The 16,945-nt window shown below is 56.9% G+C and carries 17 protein-coding genes; 12 read left to right on the plus strand and 5 right to left on the minus strand.

Annotated elements, in window-relative coordinates; genetic code table 11:
* Positions 1 to 65 precede the first annotated feature (65 nt).
* From lpdA to J7447_RS27650, 6 genes are all read left to right on the plus strand, one after another.
* Positions 66 to 1,514: a dihydrolipoyl dehydrogenase gene (gene lpdA, locus J7447_RS27625; RefSeq protein WP_062488712.1), complete on the plus strand. Its 1,449-nt coding sequence runs from the start codon at positions 66 to 68 to the stop codon at positions 1,512 to 1,514.
* 181 nt (positions 1,515 to 1,695) lie between these two features.
* The gene (locus J7447_RS27630) at positions 1,696 to 1,944 is read left to right on the plus strand and encodes a GlsB/YeaQ/YmgE family stress response membrane protein (protein WP_022998572.1); all 249 of its coding nucleotides are present in this window, start codon (positions 1,696 to 1,698) and stop codon (positions 1,942 to 1,944) included.
* A gap of 32 nt (positions 1,945 to 1,976) precedes the next feature.
* On the plus strand, positions 1,977 to 2,216 hold the full coding sequence (locus J7447_RS27635; RefSeq protein WP_022998573.1) for a GlsB/YeaQ/YmgE family stress response membrane protein: 240 nt from the start codon (positions 1,977 to 1,979) through the stop codon (positions 2,214 to 2,216).
* Positions 2,213 to 2,653, plus strand: coding sequence for a thioesterase family protein (locus J7447_RS27640; protein WP_022998574.1), 441 nt, complete (start codon positions 2,213 to 2,215; stop codon positions 2,651 to 2,653). The genes J7447_RS27635 and J7447_RS27640 overlap by 4 nt, the downstream gene beginning before the upstream one ends.
* A 56-nt stretch (positions 2,654 to 2,709) precedes the next feature.
* Complete coding sequence (gene lipA / locus J7447_RS27645; RefSeq protein ID WP_209171521.1) at positions 2,710 to 3,684, plus strand: lipoyl synthase; 975 nt, start codon at positions 2,710 to 2,712, stop codon at positions 3,682 to 3,684.
* Between the two features lie 29 nt (positions 3,685 to 3,713).
* Positions 3,714 to 4,166 (plus strand): type II toxin-antitoxin system RatA family toxin, encoded by a 453-nt coding sequence (locus J7447_RS27650; protein ID WP_023014591.1) that lies wholly within the window; start codon positions 3,714 to 3,716, stop codon positions 4,164 to 4,166.
* Between the two features lie 18 nt (positions 4,167 to 4,184).
* Here the strand turns inward: J7447_RS27650 and J7447_RS27655 are convergent, their stop codons facing one another.
* The 5 genes from J7447_RS27655 to J7447_RS27675 form a co-directional block, all read right to left on the minus strand.
* Entirely contained in the window at positions 4,185 to 4,619 is a 435-nt protein-coding gene (locus tag J7447_RS27655) for a hypothetical protein (protein ID WP_022998577.1), read from the minus strand.
* Positions 4,620 to 4,717: 98 nt separating this feature from the next.
* Positions 4,718 to 5,194 (minus strand): hypothetical protein, encoded by a 477-nt coding sequence (locus tag J7447_RS27660; RefSeq protein WP_022998578.1) that lies wholly within the window; start codon positions 5,192 to 5,194, stop codon positions 4,718 to 4,720.
* A 171-nt stretch (positions 5,195 to 5,365) separates the two neighbouring features.
* Positions 5,366 to 5,833: a hypothetical protein gene (locus tag J7447_RS27665; protein ID WP_022998579.1), complete on the minus strand. Its 468-nt coding sequence runs from the start codon at positions 5,831 to 5,833 to the stop codon at positions 5,366 to 5,368.
* A 104-nt stretch (positions 5,834 to 5,937) separates the two neighbouring features.
* A complete protein-coding gene (locus tag J7447_RS27670) occupies positions 5,938 to 6,447 on the minus strand; it encodes a CinA family protein (RefSeq protein ID WP_075283178.1) in 510 nt (169 codons plus the stop codon).
* A 6-nt stretch (positions 6,448 to 6,453) separates the two neighbouring features.
* A complete protein-coding gene (locus J7447_RS27675; RefSeq protein ID WP_209171522.1) occupies positions 6,454 to 7,707 on the minus strand; it encodes a bifunctional 2-C-methyl-D-erythritol 4-phosphate cytidylyltransferase/2-C-methyl-D-erythritol 2,4-cyclodiphosphate synthase in 1,254 nt (417 codons plus the stop codon).
* Between the two features lie 170 nt (positions 7,708 to 7,877).
* Between J7447_RS27675 and dusB the strand changes: the two genes are divergently transcribed.
* The 6 genes from dusB (at position 7,878) to trkA (ending at position 16,903) form a co-directional block, all read left to right on the plus strand.
* Positions 7,878 to 8,882: a tRNA dihydrouridine synthase DusB gene (dusB, locus tag J7447_RS27680; protein WP_209171523.1), complete on the plus strand. Its 1,005-nt coding sequence runs from the start codon at positions 7,878 to 7,880 to the stop codon at positions 8,880 to 8,882.
* A gap of 8 nt (positions 8,883 to 8,890) precedes the next feature.
* A complete protein-coding gene (locus J7447_RS27685; protein ID WP_035909465.1) occupies positions 8,891 to 10,030 on the plus strand; it encodes a nitrogen regulation protein NR(II) in 1,140 nt (379 codons plus the stop codon).
* A gap of 2 nt (positions 10,031 to 10,032) precedes the next feature.
* Positions 10,033 to 11,472: a nitrogen regulation protein NR(I) gene (gene ntrC, locus J7447_RS27690; protein ID WP_022998584.1), complete on the plus strand. Its 1,440-nt coding sequence runs from the start codon at positions 10,033 to 10,035 to the stop codon at positions 11,470 to 11,472.
* Positions 11,473 to 11,854: 382 nt separating this feature from the next.
* Positions 11,855 to 14,119: a PAS domain-containing sensor histidine kinase gene (locus tag J7447_RS27695; protein ID WP_209171524.1), complete on the plus strand. Its 2,265-nt coding sequence runs from the start codon at positions 11,855 to 11,857 to the stop codon at positions 14,117 to 14,119.
* Entirely contained in the window at positions 14,109 to 15,476 is a 1,368-nt protein-coding gene (locus J7447_RS27700; RefSeq protein WP_022998586.1) for a sigma-54 dependent transcriptional regulator, read from the plus strand. The genes J7447_RS27695 and J7447_RS27700 overlap by 11 nt, the downstream gene beginning before the upstream one ends.
* A 50-nt stretch (positions 15,477 to 15,526) precedes the next feature.
* Positions 15,527 to 16,903, plus strand: coding sequence for a Trk system potassium transporter TrkA (gene trkA, locus J7447_RS27705; protein ID WP_022998587.1), 1,377 nt, complete (start codon positions 15,527 to 15,529; stop codon positions 16,901 to 16,903).
* Positions 16,904 to 16,945 lie beyond the last annotated feature (42 nt).

Below are 16,945 nucleotides of genomic sequence, written 5' to 3' on the forward strand. Positions count from 1 at the left end.
CTCCGGCGCGGCGGCAACGCCGCGCCGTTTTCAATCGATGACTTCATTCGCCGGGGAAATACACCATGGCTGATACCAATTACGACGTGATCATTATCGGCTCAGGGCCGGGTGGTTATGTGACCGCTATTCGTTCTGCCCAGCTGGGCTTCAAGACTGCGATCGTTGAACGCGAACACCTTGGCGGCATTTGCCTCAACTGGGGTTGCATTCCGACGAAGGCCCTCCTGCGTTCTGCAGAAATCCTGGACCATGCCAACCATGCCAAGAGCTTCGGGTTGACGCTGGAAGGCTCCATGAAGGCGGACGTCAAGGATGTCGTTGCGCGCTCGCGCGGCGTTTCCGCCCGACTGAACGGTGGCGTCGGTTTCCTCATGAAGAAGAACAAGATCGACGTGATCTGGGGTGAGGCCAAGCTCACCAAACCGGGCGAAGTCAAGGTCGGAAAATCTTCCAAACCTGTTGTCGAGCCGCAGAATCCGGTTCCGAAAGGCGTGAAGGGTGAAGGCACCTACACCGCCAAACATATCATCGTGGCAACTGGTGCGCGTCCGCGTGCTTTGCCTGGCATTGAACCGGACGGCAAGCTTATCTGGACTTATTTCGAGGCCATGAAACCGGCCAAGATGCCAAAGTCGCTGGTGGTCATGGGGTCAGGTGCGATCGGGATCGAATTCGCGTCTTTCTATCGATCCATGGGCGTCGACGTAACGGTTGTCGAGCTGATGGCCAACGTGATGCCGGTCGAGGACGAGGAAATCTCGAAATTCGCGCGCAAGGCTCTGGAGAAGCGCGGCCTGAAGATCATAACCGAAGCAAAGGTGACCAAGGTCGACAAGGCGGCAGATTCGATTACTGCCCACGTGGAGACCAAGGATGGCAAGGTCAGCCAGATTAAGGCTGATCACCTGATTTCCGCTGTCGGCGTTCAGGGCAACATCGAGAATATCGGTCTGGAAGCGCTCGGCGTGAAAACCGACCGAGGCTGTGTGGTCATTGATGAGTATGGGCGCACCAATGTGCCCGGCCTCTATGCCATTGGCGATGTCGCCGGTCCGCCAATGCTTGCCCACAAGGCTGAGCATGAAGGCGTGATTTGCATCGAGAAGATTGCAGGTGTGCCTGGCGTTCACGGGATGGATCATCGCAAGATTCCGGGCTGCACCTACTGTAACCCGCAGGTTGCCTCTGTTGGGCTGAGCGAAGCAAAGGCGAAGGAACAGGGCCGCGACATCCGCGTTGGCCGGTACATGTTCAACGCCAACGGCAAGGCCATCGCGCTCGGTGAAGACAACGGCATGATCAAGGTTATTTTTGACAAAAAGTCCGGCGAGCTTCTCGGTGCGCATATGTGCGGCGCAGAAGTGACCGAACTCATCCAGGGTTTTGTCGTCGCGATGAACCTCGAGACTACCGAAGAAGAGCTGATGCACACGATCTTCCCGCATCCGACCTTGTCGGAAATGATGAAGGAAGCTGTGCTGGACGCCTACGGCAAGGTGCTCAACGCCTGATCCCTTTTGGCCTCGGGGTAAAACTGCACCGAGGCCGCTTTCCATTTGCCGTACTCTGGATCTGCAAGCAGTGAAAGAAATGCGCAGACCTGAACGTTGATCAGGACATCAACGCTGGACGCTTTTTCTGAAACGGGTAACGTGAAACCGTCTGAGAAAAGGCTGAAAGGAGCCGTCAGTCATGGATGTAAAAGCAATTTTGATCTGGGTTGCAATCGGCATTATAGCCGGTTGGCTTGCAAGCGTCGTCGTTGGCGGCGGTGGTCTGATCCGTTACCTCGTCAGCGGTCTCATTGGCGCGTTTGTTGGTGGTTTCCTGTTCAAGCTCGCAGGTATCAACGTCAATCTGGGCAATGCCTACGTCAATGAAATCGTCGTGGCGGCCGTTGGAGCAATTGTCGTTGTGCTGCTTGCGCGACTGATCGCCTGACGAATTGAAATTTCTGGAAATAGGAGTCCGCGATGGGGTGGATCATCACAATCATCATCGGCCTCATTGCGGGCGCGGTTGCTCACCGGGTGCTGAACAGTCGCGGAGGTTTTCTTGGCAGCCTCGTTGTCGGCCTTGTCGGAGCGCTGGTTGGCGGTGAACTCGCATCGCTGCTCAACCTGCATGTGACAGGTGGTATTCTCGATCGTCTGATTATCGCGGTTCTGGGCTCTATCCTGTTCCTGTTCATCTGGAAGAAAATGTTCAAGTGAGCACAAATCCGGACGAATTCGAGAGCCTGGAGGCTTTTGTTCTCAGGACAGGCGACAAGCTTCGTTATGGTGATACGGACCGGCAGGGACACGTCAACAATGCCGTGTTCGCCACTTTTCTGGAAACCGGCCGTGTTGAATTGCTCTACAATGAAGCGCTGGCTGACCTAGGCGCAGCTTTTGTGATCGCGCGGCTGGAGCTGGATTTCCTGGCGGAAGTCAACTGGCCGGGCGAAGTGGAGATCGGCACAGCCGTGCTTGACGTTGGTCGCAGTTCGTTCAAGCTGTTCCAGAAGGTTTTTCAGGATGGAAAGCCGGTTGCGCAGGCGGTGACCGTCATCGTCCAGATGAGCGAGAGCACGCGAAAGTCTCAACCGCTGTCGGAACGTGCACGCGAGCGGCTTCAGGAACTGACCGGTCCTGCGCTAAGCACATAGCTGGCTCAACGCTAATCCGTCTTGACCTTTCACCGGAATAACGACACTTAAGGCCCATGGTTACGATCGTCGACACGCTCAATCGCCCGCAGCAACAATCCGAAGCGCGCCCGCGCCACCCGGAAAAGGCTCACCGTCCGGACAATCCGATACAGCGCAAGCCGCACTGGATCCGCGTCAAGGCACCGACTTCGCCGGTCTACCGCGAAACGCAGAATGTCGTGCGCGAGAACAATCTCGTTACGGTTTGCGAAGAGGCGGGATGCCCGAACATCGGTGAATGCTGGTCGAAGAAGCATGCCAGCTTCATGATCCTTGGTGATACCTGTACACGTGCCTGCGCCTTCTGCAACGTGCGCACGGGCATGCCAGGGCCAGTCGACCCGAAGGAAGCCCAGGGTGTTGCGGATGCCGTTGCCGCAATGGGGCTCGAGCACGTGGTGATTACCTCCGTCGACCGGGACGATCTGGACGATGGCGGTGCACAGCATTTCGCAGATGTGATCAATGCCATTCGCAAGACCGCGCCATCGACCACGATCGAGGTTCTGACGCCTGATTTCCTGCGTAAGGACGGTGCTCTGGAGATTGTCGTGGCGGCGAAGCCCGATGTCTTCAATCACAACCTTGAGACAGTGCCGTCGAAATATCTGACCGTTCGGCCCGGAGCGCGCTATTTCCATTCGATCCGCCTTCTTCAAAAGGTCAAGGAACTTGATCCGGAAATGTTCACCAAGTCCGGGATCATGGTCGGGTTGGGTGAAGTGCGCAACGAAGTGCTGCAGCTGATGGACGACCTCCGGGCCGCCGAAGTCGATTTCCTGACGGTCGGCCAGTATCTGCAACCTTCCAAGAAGCACCATCCGGTCGTTTCCTTCGTGACGCCGGAAGAGTTCAAAGGCTATGAGCGTATTGCTTACGCCAAAGGTTTCCTGAAGGTGTCGGCAAGCCCGTTGACGAGGTCGTCTCACCACGCCGGTGAAGATTTCGCGGATCTTCGCGCCGCGCGCAAGGCAAAGCTCGGCCACTAACGCCAAAGCAACAGGACACTGGACACCGTATGCCCAGTTTTTCATCCGACCACAAAGTCAACCACAAGGCGGACGAGATGTTCCGCCTTGTTGCCGACGTAGAGCGGTATCCCGAATTCGTGCCGTTGTGCCAGGATCTTCACGTGCGCGGTCGCAAGGAGCTGGATGGTGGACGGACGGTACTGGTGGCCGACATGACGGTTGCCTACAAGCTGTTCAAGGAAACCTTCACCAGCCGCGTTGAACTGCGCCCGCAGGACAGAACGATCCTGGTTGAGTACCTGGATGGCCCGTTCAAGCACCTGGAAAACAAGTGGACTTTCGAGGATGCAGGCGAGGGCAGCTGCAACGTCGGTTTCTATATATCCTACGAATTCCGCAGTCGGACGCTCGGTTCTCTCATGGGCGTCATGTTCGAAAAGGCCTTCCGAAAGTTTTCAAGCGCCTTCGAAGCTCGCGCGGACCAGGTTTACGGGACCTGATTAAGCAGACTTTTGGGCCTACTTGAACTGCTTGAAGGCGTCGCGAATGATGCGGATACGACTCGATTGCATGTCGAGGGGCTCTGCCTGGCGACGGATCTGCTCGATTTCCTTCTTCTTCAACCCGAGACTTTCGAGCGTTGCGAAGGATGTATAATCGGTACAGACGGGCGTGCGGCTGGAGCCGACATTCTCTTCGACCACGAGGTTTCTTCCGGCAGCAGCTTCTTCTTCCGTCCAGATCACGGTGTTCGAGGATACCCAGAAAGTGCGGTCGCAATATTGGGCCTGGTAGTAGCCCTCTTTCGGTTTTGTCAGAATTTCATGAAATCCGGTGAACGTACCGTTGGAATACTGGGACCTGATATAAAAGTCGCTCTGAGCGTGAGCTACGCCAGCAAAGGTAGTGCCAGCGGCCGTCAAAGCAGCGAAGAACGCGAGGGCGCGTTTCATGTCAGGGTCCTTTTTTCTGCGCGTTTATGTCACCTGTTCCTGTTGAAAGTCTAAGCTGACCAGCTTACCCGAGCCTTACCAGCCCGGTGCCGGCTTTTTTAGTTGCCGTGATATGACTTGGCAGCGTTGTCGCCGTCCGTTGTTTTGAACGCTTCGCGAATGACCGCGAAACGGTTTACCCGCTTTACCGACGACCCGTCATTTTGAACGACAAGTCTCGGATCATCCTGAACGCCGAGGTCTTCAAGCGTCACCTGTTCTTCAGGGTGATCGCAAATCGGCCGCCAGCCCTTGCCCCGATTGAACTCCACGCGAACCTTGTAATCCTGCTGCACTTCGAGCTGCGTCCAGGCAACTGTCGCATAGCGTACAAAGTAGGATCTGCCGCAATACTGAACTTCCACCAGCCCGTCCGCCATCCGGTCATAGATGCGGTGGGAGCCGCGGAACAGCTGATTGCCGTCGCGCGAAATAATGTAGGTGTCACCCGGTTTCGGCGTGTTGTTGCCGGCCTGCGCATTGGCGCACGCAAGGGCGAGGGCACTTCCTGCAAGAAGCGCACGTTGGATTAACATATCCCGATCCCTTTACCGCGAAATCATTTCGCGAGTTGGTTCCTGCTTACGGTGACCATACGGCAAGTGTTTGTAAAAGTGATTTCGTAAGGGAAATGAGTTTGATTAAAACTTTAAAAGCACTGATTTTGTTGATGAAATATCGAATATCTGTCCAGAAGCGACCGGTTTTTAGCGTGTGTGGTACGTGCTGTGGGCTTCTTCGGCGCTATTGCTCTGGAACATTGCGCCGATCGCAGAAAGCCTGCTTTGTGGGGCCGAAGTCTCATCTGGAGCGGCCAGAAGATCGTGCGCACTCATTGTGACGCCGATGTCCTCAAGACTGACCTGTCGCTCGGGATTGCCGCAGATCGGACGCCAGCCACGGCCAAAATTGAATTCCACCTGAACTTTGTTGCCGCGTTCGGTTTCCACTTGCGTCCAGGCGACCGAATGGCTGCGTACAAAATAGCTGCGCTGGCAATAAGAGACCTTTTTCAATCCGCGGGCGTTTTCCGTGAACAGCTTGTGACTGCCCACAAAGTGTCCGCTGCGATCGCGTGAAATCAGATAAAAATCGCCAGGCTGAGGTATGGCACCTGCAAAAGCGGTAGAGCCTGCGCACAAAAATGCAGCCAGAATGGTCGCTGGTTTAATCATAAAGGTTCTGATCTTGAGTTACGTTGAGGTCAAGTTGTCTGGAATATACATATGACCAAGCGGAAGCCCAGCGCGAACTCCCATGACCGTTAACGAGCATTTACTCAGGAAATTGCATTTAAAATCGATGTGAGGGCAGTTCTGACGGTGGCAAGCCGGATTGATTGCCGGCCGTTGTCTGCAAACCAGCAATGGAGATGATCCGTCGGGCGATCCTTTGCCGCAACGGCAATATGGACAGTGCCAACCGGCTTTTGAGGACTTCCGCCACCTGGTCCAGCGATACCCGTTACAGAAACTGCTACATCCGCATTGGATCGGGCGAGTGCTCCTTCTGCCATGGCAATCGCGACTTCCTTGCTGACGGCCCCATGCTTTTCGATAAGGTCTTTCGGAACGCCCAGCATTTCGTTCTTTGCTTCATTGGAGTAGGTCACAAACCCCCGGTCCACGGCGGCCGAAGATCCCGCGATCTCCGTAAGCGCACCGCAAATCAGGCCTCCGGTGCAAGATTCTGCCGTCGCTACCATTTTCTTGGCGGCAATGAGCCCGTCCAGCACAGCAATTGACAGAGGTGCAAGCTCTTCCAGGTTGTTCGGAGATGTCTCGGTCATGGATTTCTAGTCCTCGTCCTGAAAAGGAAGACGCACAGTCACACTGGCCAGGGCCGCGATACCTTCCTTGCGGCCTGTGAAACCGAGGCGCTCGGATGTCGTGGCCTTGACCGAGATCCTCGAAACAGGCACGGCGCAAATCCTGGCAATAGATGTGCGAATTGCCTCGCGGTGGGGCCCGATCTTCGGATCCTCACATACGATGGTGACGTCGACATGCGCCAGTCTTCCGCAACGTTCAGACAGGCGGCGCATGGCGTCGAGTTGAAACTGGTCAGAAGAGGCCCCTTTCCACTGCGGGTCGCTTGGAGGGAAATGCTGGCCGATATCGCCATCGCCAATGGCACCAAGCGTTGCGTCCGTAATAGCGTGCAGCACCACATCCGCGTCTGAGTGACCTTTGAGCTTGCTGGTGTGGGGAATGGCTACTCCGCCCAAAATGACGGCATCGCCATCTTCAAAGGCGTGAACGTCGTATCCGATCCCGGTTCTGACATCGGCAAGTTCTGAAAGCGGCAACGGGGAGGCGGGGGTAGTCGACATCAGTTGTAACTCGGCCTGTTGTTCTGCACGACGGAGGTCGGCGGCAGTTGTGATCTTGAATGCAGCGGGGTCGCCCTCCGTCAGGACAATGGTCATCCCGTCCCATTCCGCAAGGCCGGTGTCGTCAGTAAAATCGAGTTTTCCCGCTGCTACCGCCTTTTCGTGCGCCTTGAGTATGCGCTGCAAGGGAAAGGCCTGTGGCGTCTGCGCTGCCCAGAGCCCGGCTCTGTCAACGGTTTCCAGCGAACGACCCGATTGATCTGCTCTTTTTAACGTGTCGGCCACGGGCAGCGCGGCGAGAACGCCTTCGTTCCCTGCCTGTAGTTGCTCAAGCAATCTCTCTATCACGGCAGATGGGAGGAACGGCCGTGCTGCATCGTGGATCAAAACGTAATCAAATCCTTCAAGGGCGAGAGCCTTCAATCCTGCCAGGACCGATTGCTGCCTGGTCGCACCACCGTAGACTGCCGGTCCGATCTTGGACGCTGTTTCAGTGGAGGCCGCTTTTGCTGCTTCAGAGTAATGGTTCACGTCGTCAGGATGAATGACGGTTACGAGACGGTTGATCCGGGGGTGATTCCCGAGAGCATCCAGTGTATGGCTCAGCACAGGACGGCCAGCCATTGGCCTGTATTGCTTGGGTAACGCATTGTCGGAGCCCGCAAGACGGGTGCCACGCCCTGCGGCAACGACAAGGGCGGCAGCGGTTTTTGTCATTAACGGGCTCCTCGTGCTCTGCATCAAACCGTCAGCTTTGAACCGTCTTTACCTAGGAACCTGTTCGGACCGCAAATTTTGACTTGTTGCATTGCGAAACTTGTCTACAATATAGGCAATTATGAATCTGCACAGTCAATAAGCAGAAAAGAGACGCTGTGTCGCCGTCTATGAAAACACTCACGATTGGCCGGTATCAACTCGCAAACCCGGCCGTGCTCGCGCCGATGTCCGGCGTGACCGATCTCCCTTTCCGCCGGCTGGCTGCCAGATACGGCGCCGGCATGGTCGTCAGCGAAATGGTTGCGAGCAAATCTTTCGTCAAAGGCGACGCCGAAACGCAAATGCGTGCGGAGGCTCAGGACAAGGGGCTTCATGTCGTTCAGCTTGCAGGGCGAGAAGCGCGCTGGATGGGGGAGGCCGCCAAGGTTATCGCTGGTCTTGGTGCCGATGTAATCGATATCAACATGGGCTGTCCCGCAAAAAAGGTGACATCCGGATACTCCGGTTCCGCACTGATGCGGGATCTCGACCATGCCCTGACGCTGGTTGATGCGACGGTGGCAGCGGTCGATGTGCCCGTCACTTTGAAGATGCGCCTTGGCTGGGATGACAAGAACCTGAATGCACCGGAGCTGGCCCGACGTGCGGAAGCGGCCGGGGTGCAACTCATCACCGTTCACGGGCGCACCCGATGCCAATTCTACAAGGGCAAGGCCGACTGGCGTGCGATAGCAGCTGTCAAGGACGCTATTTCGGTTCCCCTGATTGCCAATGGGGATTGCAAGAGTGCTGAAGATGCCTTGCGTATGCTTGAGCTTTCCGGCGCGGACGGCGTTATGATCGGCAGGGGCGCATATGGACGTCCCTGGTTGCCGGGCCACATCGGACATTTTCTGGCAAGTGGCGAACAGCTCGACGCACCAACGGGAACAGAGCTGGCGGAGTTAGTGGCGGAGCACTACGAGGCCATCCTCAGCCACTACGGTGAGCGGCAGGGTGTTCGCATCGCGCGCAAGCATCTCGGTTGGTATCTGGACGAGACAACGTCTGCTGGCGCGGACGACATCCCTGGATCTGTCCGCAAGATCCTTATGACTTCCAATCAGCCGTCGGAGGTTATCCGCCTCGCAAGCGACTGGCTTTCTTCCTCGAACAAACGGACAGCAGCTTGAAGGACATCATGTCTCAGACAGGCCGTACGGCCGCGCTTGCCAGTGACGGGCCGACTATACTGGATGCCTTGCCACACCCGGTGCTTTTGGTTGCGCCGGACGGCGTGATTGAGTCCGCCAACATGGCCGCGGAAATTTTCATGCGGTCCAGTGTATCGGTGCTCCGTCGTCATCCAATCAGTGACTTTGTTCCTTTCGGGAGCCCCTTGCTGACCCTGATTGAGCAGGTGCGTGAACGCAGCGCGCCGGTCAACGAATACAAGGTCGACATCGGTTCTCCGCGTATCGGAGCTCCGAAGGTGGTCGATATCAACGCTGCGCCGGTATCGGAGCGGCCGGGGGCTGTGGTGTTGATGTTCCAGGAACGCACCATGGCGGAAAAGATCGACCGGCAGCTGACGTCCCGTGGAGCGGCCCGTACCGTGACGGGACTAGCTGCCATGTTGGCGCATGAGATCAAGAATCCGCTGTCAGGAATTCGCGGAGCCGCCCAGCTTATAGAGCAGTCGGTGCCAGCCGAAGACCGGGCGCTGACACGTCTGATCATGGATGAGACCGACAGGATCGTGAAGCTGGTCGACCGGATGGAAGTATTTTCGGACGAACGACCGATCGAAAGAGAGCCGGTCAATATCCACGTGGTTCTGGACCACGTGAAGCGCTTGTCGGATTCCGGCTTTGCCCGCGGCAAACGCATTGTGGAGATTTATGATCCGTCGTTGCCTCCGGTTTATGCCAACAAGGATCAGCTGATTCAGGTTTTCCTGAACCTGATCAAGAATGCCAGCGAAGCGATTGGCGATGATCCCGATGGTGAAATTCGCGTTTCGACGGCGTTTCGGCCCGGTGTGCGGCTGTCTGTTCCCGGTACCGACGAAAAGGTCAGCCTGCCGCTGGAGTTCTGTGTTCAGGACAATGGACCGGGCGTTCCGGAAGACCTTCTTCCGCATCTGTTTGAGCCGTTTATCACGACAAAGACCAATGGCTCAGGCCTTGGTCTGGCACTCGTTGCCAAGATCATTGGTGACCACGGCGGTGTCATCGAATGTGACAGCCAACGCCAGAAGACAGTTTTCCGCATTCTGATGCCCGCGTTCACGGGTGACAGCACAGCTTCGTCCGACCGGACCAGCAGAGGAACCGAGTAACCATGCCGACGGGCACGATTTTAGTTGCAGACGACGACGCAGCCATCCGCACAGTTCTCAACCAGGCCCTGTCCAGGGCAGGTTATACGGTGCGGCTGACTTCCAACGCCTCAACGCTCTGGAGATGGGTCTCATCCGGCGATGGCGATCTTGTGATCACCGACGTGGTCATGCCGGACGAAAATATCTTCGACGTGCTGCCACGCATGAAAAAGATGCGGCCGGAGTTGCCGGTTCTGGTCATGAGCGCACAGAACACCTTCATGACGGCCATAAAGGCCTCGGAGAAGGGGGCGTATGAATATCTGCCCAAGCCGTTCGACCTCAAGGAGCTGACCAGTATTGTTCAGCGCGCTCTGGAAGAACCGAAGAAGCGGCCGGCTGTCGATCTTGATGATGCGGGCGAGGGCATGCCACTTGTGGGGCGGTCTCCCGCCATGCAGGAGATCTACCGGGTTCTTGCACGGCTGATGCAGACCGATCTGACGGTGATGATCAACGGCGAATCCGGTACCGGCAAGGAACTTGTCGCAAGGGCGCTTCATGATTACGGCAAGCGGCGTAACGGACCGTTTGTTGCCATCAACATGGCGGCCATTCCACGAGACCTCATCGAAGCCGAGTTGTTCGGTCACGAGAAGGGTGCCTTTACCGGAGCACAGAACCGCAGCTCCGGTCGGTTTGAACAGGCAGATGGCGGCACATTGTTTCTGGACGAAATCGGCGACATGCCGATGGAAGCTCAAACCAGGTTGCTGCGCGTCTTGCAGCAGGGCGAATACACCACTGTCGGTGGTCGCACTCCGATCAAGACGGACGTCAGGATCATTGCTGCCACCAATAAGGATTTGCGGCACCTGATCAACCAGGGCCTTTTCCGCGAAGACCTTTATTTCCGGCTGAATGTGGTTCCAATCCGCCTGCCACCGTTGCGCGAGCGCGTGGAGGACATTCCCGATCTGGTGAGGCACTTCTTTACGCTCGTTGAAAAAGAGGGGCTGCCGGCAAAGCAGATCGACCAGGGAGCGCTCAATCTTCTGCGCCGGTATCGCTGGCCTGGAAACGTGCGCGAACTGGAGAACCTCGTTCGTCGTTTGGCTGCGCTGTATCCGCAGGACGTGATCAGCGAAAACCTGCTGGAGCAGGAGTTGAGTCAGCCTTCGGTCTCGCCGATGGAAGAGGAATCCCAGGAGACCGTCAATCTCGGTGGGTCGGTCGAGCGTTATCTTTCCGGCTATTTCGACACGTTCGGCGATGCCTTGCCGCCTCCCGGCCTCTATCACCGCATCCTGAGGGAGGTGGAGTACCCTCTGATCAGCGCAGCATTGGCGGCGACGCGTGGTAACCAGATCAAGGCGGCAGAGCTTCTCGGTGTCAACCGGAACACACTGCGCAAGAAGATCCGGGATCTCGACATCCAGGTGATGCGGTCTACCCGATAGTCTTTTCAGGACAGGGCGGCAAATTGATGCGGTCAGGCCGAAAGGTCTGGCCGCTTTTTTGTTCCAGTTGCAGGTTGTCGTGACGAGTGGTCTTGTGATTCACGGGGTGGGAAACCACGAGGAGATAATTTCGCCCTCAATATAAGCCTGGTTTCATTGGGTCATCTGAAGGAAAATTCCAATTACAGACGGGGCAGTCATTTTGTGAATGCTGCAAAAAAGAATAACGAATTCAGCAGTGTGCGATAAAGTGATCACCTGTCCACCGCAAATTTTCTGCGCCTCTTCTGGTCTGTCGCAATTTCGCAACATTGTGTGATAAGTTTGCCGCAAATACATCAAGACAGTCCGCGTTTGGCGAGCTGAAATCAAAAGAGACCGAATGATACTGGAAGCAGTACAAGAACCCGTCGCTCAATCCAGCGCCGCAGGCAAATTCTGGCGGCGTGTGGGTCTTGCGATCATCCTGCTTGCCCTCGTTTCCATCGGTGTCACCTTCGTTATCCTGATGGGGCTGACGTCCATCGATCCCACGCGGGAAGTCATCATGGTCGCAATGACCATAAATGGTGCGCTCGCGGCAATTCTCGTGGGTGTCATCGCCTTCGAGATCCTGAAGTTGTGGCAAGCGCGGCGGCGTGGACGGGCTGCTGCTCGCCTTCACGTGAGGGTCGTGGCTCTGTTCAGTGTGGTTGCTGCTGTACCGGCCGTTCTCATGGCGATTCTGGCGGCGATTACATTGGACCGCGGCCTTGATCGCTGGTTCGAGGACCGGACGCGTCAGATTATCGACAACGCCCTGACCGTTGCTCAGGCCTATCTTCAGGAACACGCCAGGGTTCTGCGCGGCGACCTGATCGCCATGACCAACGATATCGACCGGGCAAAGGCGGTTTATGAATTCGAGCCGACCCGTTTCGATCAGTTCTTTGCAACGCAGGTTTCCCTTCGCGGTATCCTCGCAGCCTTTATCCTGAACGAAAACGGCGAGGTGGTCACCCGCGTCGTCATAGATCCCAACGCGGAAGTGCCGCTGCCGCCTGCCGACAGCTTCTTCAAAGCAAAATCCGGGGATCCGATCCTGATCGCACCGGGAAGTTCCAACCTGGTCGGCGGTGTCATGAAATTGTCCGCCTATGACAATTTCTATCTTTATGCCGTTCGCGCCATAGATCCGCGCGTTGTCGAATATCTGCGTCTTGCCGAGACGGGTGCTTCGCAATACCAGCAGATGGAGAATAGCCGCTTTGGCGTCCAGGTGGCCTTTGCTCTGGTCTATCTCGGCGTTGCGCTGGTGTTGCTCTTGTCGGCGATCTGGATAGGTTTCGGGTTTGCCAATCGACTTGTTTCGCCGATCCGAACGTTGATTTCGGCAGCCGACGAGGTGTCCAAAGGCAATCTCGTCGTCAAGGTTCCGACCGAGAAATCCGGTGGTGACCTCGCCAACCTGGGCGAAACCTTCAACAAGATGACCGGTCAGCTTCTCGGGCAGCGTGATGCGCTTCTGGCGGCGAACGAGCAGATCGACCGCCGCCGCCGCTTCAACGAAGCCGTTCTTTCCGGAGTGTCCACCGGCGTCATTGGCGTTGACGATGAAGCCTCGATCATGCTGATCAACCGCTCCGCCCTGGAATTGCTGCAGCTGGATGAAGTGCAGATCCTGAACAAGTCTCTGATCGAGGTGGTTCCTGAGCTGAACGACTGCATTTCCGATGTCTTGAAGAATGACAGTGACAGGGTTCCGGAAACGCAGATCGAGATCACGCGGGGCGGACGCCTGCGTACGATCAACGTGCGTATAACGAGGGAGCAGTCTACCCGGCGCGAACATGGTTTTGTGGTGACGCTGGATGACATTACAGATCTGGTTTCGGCACAGCGCAATTCGGCCTGGGCGGATGTTGCCCGGCGCATCGCGCATGAGATCAAGAATCCGCTGACACCGATCCAGCTCTCGGCAGAACGCATACGCCGCCGCTACGGCAAACGCATCGAGGAGGACCGGGAAGTCTTCGATCAATGCATCGACACCATTGTTCGGCAGGTGGGCGATATCGGCCAGATGGTGGACGAGTTCTCGTCCTTCGCCCGCATGCGCAAGCCAACGAAGACATCTGGAGATCTGCGCGAGGCTGTGCGCGATGCGGCGTTCATGCAGTCGGTGGCAAATCCGGAAATCAGTGTTACCGCGGATGTTCCGTCCAATCCGGTAACGGCTGTCTTTGACGCGCGTCTGGTTGGCCAGGCTCTGACCAATGTGGTCAAGAATGCTGCGGAGGCGGTGAGTGCGCGTATCGGAGACGATTTGCCCAAAGGCAAGGTGACCGTGCATTTGCGCGGTGAACTGGAAGACGGCAGCGGCCGGATCGTTATTGATGTCATCGACAATGGCATCGGGCTGCCGGAAGAAAATCGCAGCCGGCTTTTGGAACCCTATATGACAACCCGGGAGAAGGGGACGGGCCTTGGCCTTGCCATCGTCCGCAAGATCCTGGAAGACCACGGCGGTGGCATCGAATTGCTCGACGCCCCAAAAACCAACCCAGAGGACACGGGCACGCTCGTTCGACTGACATTGGCAGCACATGCCGAGATCGAGCCGGAGACCGACCTGCAAAACCAGACTGTGACTGCCCATGGCGCATGATATTCTTGTCGTAGACGACGAAACCGATATTCGCGAAATGATTGCCGGCATCCTGGATGATGACGGTTATGGAACGCGGACCGCGCACGATTCAGACAGCGCCCTGGCTGCAGTGAAGGAGCGCAAGCCTTCGCTGGTCATTTTGGATATCTGGTTGATGGGAAGCCGCCTCGACGGCCTTGCCCTGCTCGATATCTTCCGTGAAACGGATCCTGAAATGCCGGTCGTGATCATCTCAGGTCACGGCAACATTGAAACAGCGGTCTCTGCCATCAAGCGCGGGGCCTACGATTACATCGAAAAGCCGTTCAAGGCAGACCGGCTGGTTCATATCGTCGAGCGCGCCCTGGAAGCTTCCAGCCTGAAACGTGAAATCCGCGATCTGAAGCAGCGCAGCGGCGAAACCAGCGAAATCATTGGCAACTCCTCGGCAGCTCACAACCTTCGGCAAACCATCCAGAAGATTGCGGGAACGAACAGTCGTATCCTGATCGTCGGTCCTTCCGGTGCGGGCAAGGAGCGTGCTGCCCGGATGATCCACGACATGTCGCCGCGTGCCAAAAGCCCGTTCGTTGTGCTGAACGCTGCAACCATCACGCCGTCGCGGATGGAAGAAGAACTTTTCGGCATCGAGGATGAGAACGGCAATCTGCGCAAGATTGGTGCGCTGGAAGAAGCGCATGGCGGTACGCTTTACCTCGACGAAGTTGCCGACATGCCCGCCGAGACCCAGGGGAAAATCCTGCGGGTTCTCGTTGAGCAGAGCTTCGCCCGTGTTGGCGGCACTCAGAAGGTTCAGGTCGACATTCGTATCCTGTCCTCGACATCGAAAAATCTCGAGGAACACATTGCGTCGGGACTGTTCCGGCAGGATCTCTACCACCGTCTGAGCGTGGTTCCCCTGCGTGTGCCCGGCCTTGCCGAGCGGCGTGAGGATATTCCGGTATTGGTGCATCACTTCATGCACCAGATTTCCGGTGCTTCGGGCATTCCGCAAAGGCCTATCGGTGATGACGCCATGGCGGTTCTGCAAACGCATGACTGGCCGGGCAACGTGCGTCAGCTACGCAACAACGTCGAACGTCTGATGATTCTGAGTCGCGGCGATCCGGACAGCACCATCACCGCGGACCTGCTGCCAGCGGAAATCGGAGAAACTCTGCCGAGCCTGCCCACGTCAGGTACAGGGGAACACCTGATGTCCGTACCACTGCGGGAGGCCCGAGAGATCTTCGAGCGTGAATATCTTCAAGCTCAAATCAAGAGATTTGACGGGAACATCTCGCGGACTGCCGAATTTGTCGGTATGGAACGGTCTGCGCTTCACCGGAAGCTGAAAACCCTGGGCATGACCTGAGGCACTTCGGGAAGCGATAGGTAACGGCAAGGCGGGAAAGGGATCTTTCCATGAAAATCGTGATTTGCGGCGCGGGGCAGGTGGGCTACGGCATTGCCGAGCGTCTGGCTGCGGAACAGAACGACGTGTCCGTGATCGATTCTTCTCCGCAACTGATCAACGCCATTGGTGATCAACTGGACGTGCGTGGCTTTGTCGGCCATGGCGCGCATCCGGACGTTCTTGCACAGGCCGGGGCCGAAGAGGCCGACATGATTGTTGCCGTCACGCTTTATGACGAGGTCAACATGGTGGCCTGTCAGGTGGCGCATTCGCTCTTCAACGTTCCCACGAAGGTCGCCCGTATCCGGGCGCAATCCTATTTGCAGGGGCGCTGGCGCAATCTCTTTTCGCGCGACCACATGCCGATCGACGTGATCATCTCGCCAGAAATCGAAGTTGGCGAGATGGTACTGCGCCGTCTGGCGCTTCCAGGCGCTGTCGAGACTGTCCGGTTTGCCGACGACCAGGTTGTTGTCGTCGGGATCATGTGCGAGGAGGACTGCCCGGTGGTGGACACTCCCTTGCGCCAGCTTACCGAACTCTTCCCGGACCTTGGGGCCGTTGTCGTCGGCCTTTATCGCAACAACAGGCTGTTTGTCCCCAAGAGCAGCGATTCCATTCTGACGGGTGATCTTGCCTATGTGGTTGCCCGCCGCGACCAGGTTCGCAGAACGCTGAGCATTTTCGGACACGAGGAACCGGAAGCGGCCCGTGTCGTGATTTGCGGTGGTGGCAACATCGGGCTCTATGTCGCCAAGGCACTTGAACAGCGTCAGTCCGGAACGAAGATCAAGCTTATCGAAGCCTCCCGTGAGCGGGCGATGGCTGTTGCCGATGAGCTGAAGCGATCGGTTATCCTGCATGGCAGCGCGCTGGATCAGACGATCCTGAATGAAGCCGATGCCGGCGATGCTGATACCATGGTGGCTCTCACCAACGAGGATGAAGTCAACATTCTGTCTTCCGTCATGGCGAAGAAGCTTGGCTGCAAACGCTCCTTGTCGCTGTTGAACAATCCGAGTTACCCGGCTTTTGCCAATGCGCTGGGGATTGATGCGTTTATCAACCCGCGCGCCGTTACAATCTCTCGCATTCTCCAGCACGTCCGACGTGGTCGTATCCGCGGCGTTCATTCGCTTCAGAACGGGGCTGCGGAAATTGTCGAGGCAGAAGCACTTGATACGTCGCCGCTGGTCGGCAAGCCGCTTAGGGTTATCGATCTGCCGTCCGGTATCCGCATTGGTGCGGTTTTCCGCGGCGGTGAGGTGCTTACGCCTAATGGTGACCTGCAGATTCAGGCGCAAGACCGTATCGTGATCTTCGCGGTTGCGAACCGCGTGCGCCAGGTAGAACAGATGTTCCGTGTCAGCCTTGACTTCTTTTAAGGCTGAGTGGCTTCTTTCTGGCCTTGCTTTTGTCTGACCGAA

The sequence above is a fragment of the Labrenzia sp. R5_0 genome (genome assembly GCF_017743835.1).
Classification (GTDB): Bacteria; Pseudomonadota; Alphaproteobacteria; order Rhizobiales; family Stappiaceae; genus Roseibium; species Roseibium algicola.